The following is a 4,093-nucleotide window of genomic DNA, read 5'->3' on the forward strand; positions in this document are numbered from 1 at the left end:
GACGCGCGGCGCCCGCCCCGCCGTGCGGCTGGACTACCCCGGCCAGGACGACGACTGGGCCGAACTCGCGCAGGAGGCGGTGCTGGACAGTGCCCACCCCGCCGACCTCGCGGACGTGGAGGCACTGGACGGCAGCCTGCGGATTCTGACCCCGGAACCCGGCACCCCCGGCGACGCCGCCCGCCGCGCCCGCCTGACGGCCTCCCGCGCCCCGGTCGCGGCGATCCGGGCGCGGAGGAAGTGGAGCCTGACCCTCTATCCCACCGCGCACGCGGCGGCGCAGGCGGGCATGTCGGAGGCCGAGTTCGGCGCCTTTGTCATGCGGGCGATGTTCCTCGACCGCGCCGATCCGGTGGCCGCCTGGGGCGAGGTGCGGGAGATNGACGGCCTCCCGCGCCCCGGTCGCGGCGATCCGGGCGCGGAGGAAGTGGAGCCTGACCCTCTATCCCACCGCGCACGCGGCGGCGCAGGCGGGCATGTCGGAGGCCGAGTTCGGCGCCTTTGTCATGCGGGCGATGTTCCTCGACCGCGCCGATCCGGTGGCCGCCTGGGGCGAGGTGCGGGAGATGCAGGCCCGGCTGATCGGGCGCCTGACGCGGGCCGACACCGTGCGGATCGAGGCTCCCGGCACCGACCTCACCCTGCGGGTGGGGGGCCGCACCTGGGCCAACAGCGACGGCAAGCGCAACATGCCCAGCGGCGAGGTCTTTACCGGGCCGGTGGAAGACAGCGCCGAGGGCGCGGTCACCTTCACGGTCCCGGCGAGCTACGGCGGCGTGGTCGTGCGCGGCGCGAGGCTGGTCTTCCGGGCGGGCGAGGTCGTGGAGGCCACTGCCGAGGAAGGCGAGGACGTGCTGCGGGCGGCCCTCGCCACCGATCCCGGCGCCCGGCGGCTGGGCGAGCTGGGCATCGGCACCAACTTCGGCATTCAGACGCCAACCGGGAACATCCTCTTTGACGAGAAGATCGGCGGGACCGTTCACCTCGCCCTGGGCCGCTCGTACCCGGAGACCGGGGGCACCAACGCCAGCGCGATTCACTGGGACCTGATCACCGACCTGCGCGGGCAGGGCCGCCTGACGCTGGACGGGGAGATGGTGCAGGAGGGCGGCACGTTCCTCTGATCATGCTGGGCACGGGTCACGCTGGGGCAGGGGCTGGGGCACGCCGCACTGCCGCTGCTGAGGACGCGGGAACCCGTCCGGGTGGACGTGGGGCCGGGCTTCAGCCGCCCGCTCTTTGAGGTGCGGGCTGGACGGCTCACGGTGATTGTGCGGCGGCTGTGTTTCTGGGAAGGCATGTGCAGCCGCGCTCCACGGCCCCCCATCAGCAGTTCTGGACCTCGGCAGGTGGCCCGCTCGCCTCTCTGCTGGGGCTGCGGCTGGGGCTGGGGGCGGCGTGGCTGGTAGGCATTCGCACCAGGACGGCGTGGCTGGTCGGACAGGTCTTCATGGTGCGGAGCTTCGGCCAACTGGCCCTCACGCTCTGGCCGCGCCTGAGGGCCGGCTGACCCTCCGGGCGGTCACGGGTGGGCCGCCCCGTCCGCCTCACGGCCCAGACCCCTCTGTCCCGTCCTCCAGCGGGGCGAACAGCCGCTCCAGGTCGCCGGTCGTGAGCTGCGTGGCGCTGGTCAGGCCGCCGTCGAGCACGCCCCTTGCCAGCGCCGACTTGCGCCCCTGAAGGTCCAGAATCCGTTCCTCCACGCTGCCCGCCGCGATCAGTTTGTAGACGAAGACGGGTTTGTCCTGTCCGATGCGGTAGGCGCGGTCGGTGGCCTGCGCCTCGGCGGCGGGGTTCCACCACGGATCAAGGTGAATCACCGTGTCGGCGGCGGTGAGGTTCAGGCCCACACCCCCCGCCTTGAGGCTGATCAGGAAGACGGGCACCTCGCCCCCCTGAAAGCGCCCGATCTGCGCCGCGCGGTTCTTCGTCTGCCCCGTCAGCTTGGCGTACCCGATGCCCAGGTCCGTCAGGGTAGCTTCCAGCAGCCCCAGCAGGGTGGCGAACTGCGAGAAGATCAGGACGCGGCGGCCTTCCTCGACCATCTGGGGAAGGTTGCTGGTCAGCCAGTCGAGCTTGGCGCTCCCGGTGACCTCGCGGGCGGCTTCCAGCCGCACCAGCCGGGGGTCGGTCACCGCCTGCCGCAATTTCAGCAGCGCGTCGAGGATGGCGACGGTGGAACGGGCCAGCCCCCGCGTGTCGAGTTCCTCGCGGACCCGTTCGAGCATGGTCACGCGCACGGTCTCGTACAGGTCGCGCTGGTCGCCGTCAAGGGTCACGCGCACCGGAATCTCGGTCTTGGGCGGCAGTTCGGAGGCCACGTCGCGTTTCTCGCGCCGCAGGATAAAGGGCCTCACGCGGGCAGCGAGGGCCGCCTGCCGCGCCCGGTCTCCCCCCTTCTCGATGGGCGTGCGGTACAGCTCGCGGAAGGTCTTCTCGTCGTGCAGCAGCCCCGGCATCAGGAAATTGAACTGCGACCACAGTTCGCCCAGATGGTTTTCCAGCGGCGTGCCGGTCAGGGCGAGGCGGTGGCGGGCCCTCAGCGCCCCGGCGGCCCTGGCGGCGGCGCTCCTGGGATTCTTGATGTTCTGCGCCTCGTCGAGGACCAGCAGGTGAAACTCGTGCTCCCGCAGGGCGCCCACGTCGCGCGGAAGCAGCGGGTAGGTCGAGAGCACGAGGTCATGGTCGGGGACGCGGTCAAAGTCGGCCTTGCGGCCGGGGCCGTGCAGCGTCAGGACCCTGAGGCCGGGCGTGAAGCGGGCCGCCTCCGTGCGCCAGTTGCCCAGGACGCTGGTGGGCGCGATCACCAGGCTGGGGCGGTCAGCGCGTCCGGCCTCCTTCTCGGTCTGGAGGTGGGCGAGGGTCTGGAGGGTGTTGTGCGTGACGATGTACGCCTCCGTGACGTAGAGATGGTCGGGGGCGGCGACGGCGATGCACTGCGCCGCCTTGATCCCCACGAACTCGGCGCTCCGGATGCCCCGGCTCGGTGGGTATCTGGTCGGGCGACGGTAGGCCGCGAGTTTCGCGGGGAAGCGGAACGGGTCGAGTTGCGGCGGCAGCTTGAGGGTCACGCGCCAGGCCAGTCCCCCGCGCTGTTCTCCGAGGTGGGTGTGCGTGGTCCGCTTTTGCCGGATGCGCGCCGTGCCCCCCAGCGATTGCGTCAACTCGACCACACCGCGCGCCAGGTGTTCGGAAACGCTGACGTACTCCACGACCACACCGGCCTGACCGTCCATGTCGAGAAGACCCTGGAGGAGGGCGAGGCGCTGCTCGGCACTGCCCAGGAAGTAGGGGGGCGGGATGAACTTCTCGCGGCTGCCAAGGCCATGCAGCCCGAGCCCACGGAGGGCATCCCTCAAGGGGTTGGGTGCCCATTGCCCCGCCGTGACCAGCCGGTCCGTGCTGACCTTGTGACTCGGCCGTTCCACCACGCTTGCAGAAACGCCACTTGGTAGAGCCAACGCGCCGACCAGCTCGTCTTCGGAGGAGATTTCAACACTGCGCTTCAAACAGCCGCCGCCCAGCAGCGCCCCCAGCGTGTACGGGTCGACGGGCAGGTCCCGCGCGGCAAACTGCACCGGCTCCACCACCGGAACGTAGTGCTTGAGGTTCCCGGCGGCGTCTGCGAGGTCATCCATGATCTGCGCCGTCGTCAGAACCCGCCCGGATAGGCCGCGCCGCTTGCGAACTGGCGTGTTGACGGCCCACAGGTGCTCCCCGTCCACCTCCACGCTCGCCCCGTCCGTCAGGGTGACGCGGTAGATGGGTCGCTCGCCCTGCGGGTAGACGCCAGTCACCTGCGTCGGCCTCCCGTTGCGCCCGATCACGAAGTCGCCGACCTGGAGGTCTCCCATGCGTGTCCAGCCCAGAGGAGTCAACACCCGCGCGTCGAGCGGCTGGGCCTTCCCCAGCCCCATGTCGTCCGCCAGAATCCCGCCCAGGTCGTACTCGCGCAGGAATTGCAACCACGACAGCCCCTGGCGCTGGTAGGGGCGCAGGTCGGCGTCCAGCCTCCGGGGCGGCGGTACGTCGGCCACGCCCCGGAAGGAGCGCAGGCGGCGGCCCAGCTCCAGCAGCCGCTCGGCGCCCAGCC

At 71.3% G+C, this 4,093-nt stretch carries 3 protein-coding genes and 1 pseudogene; 2 read left to right on the forward strand and 2 right to left on the reverse strand.

Annotated features, from left to right (window positions below; translation table 11 throughout):
• A partial coding sequence (locus QOL99_RS15550) for a hypothetical protein (RefSeq protein WP_285525156.1) occupies positions 1-271 on the reverse strand: 271 nt, incomplete at its 3' end.
• Between the two features lie 94 nt (positions 272-365).
• Here QOL99_RS15550 and QOL99_RS15555 point away from each other — a divergent pair.
• Both QOL99_RS15555 and QOL99_RS15560 read left to right on the forward strand, forming a co-directional pair.
• Positions 366-1,124, forward strand: a pseudogene (locus QOL99_RS15555) (aminopeptidase); the annotation flags it as partial.
• 176 nt (positions 1,125-1,300) lie between these two features.
• The gene (locus QOL99_RS15560) at positions 1,301-1,510 is read left to right on the forward strand and encodes a hypothetical protein (RefSeq protein ID WP_285525158.1); all 210 of its coding nucleotides are present in this window, start codon (positions 1,301-1,303) and stop codon (positions 1,508-1,510) included.
• Between the two features lie 37 nt (positions 1,511-1,547).
• On the opposite strand, the gene QOL99_RS15565 is transcribed toward QOL99_RS15560, so the two are convergent.
• A partial coding sequence (locus QOL99_RS15565) for an SNF2-related protein (RefSeq protein ID WP_285525160.1) occupies positions 1,548-4,093 on the reverse strand: 2,546 nt, incomplete at its 5' end.

The organism is Deinococcus rhizophilus (genome assembly GCF_030271215.1).
In the GTDB taxonomy this organism is placed as follows: domain Bacteria; phylum Deinococcota; class Deinococci; order Deinococcales; family Deinococcaceae; genus Deinococcus; species Deinococcus rhizophilus.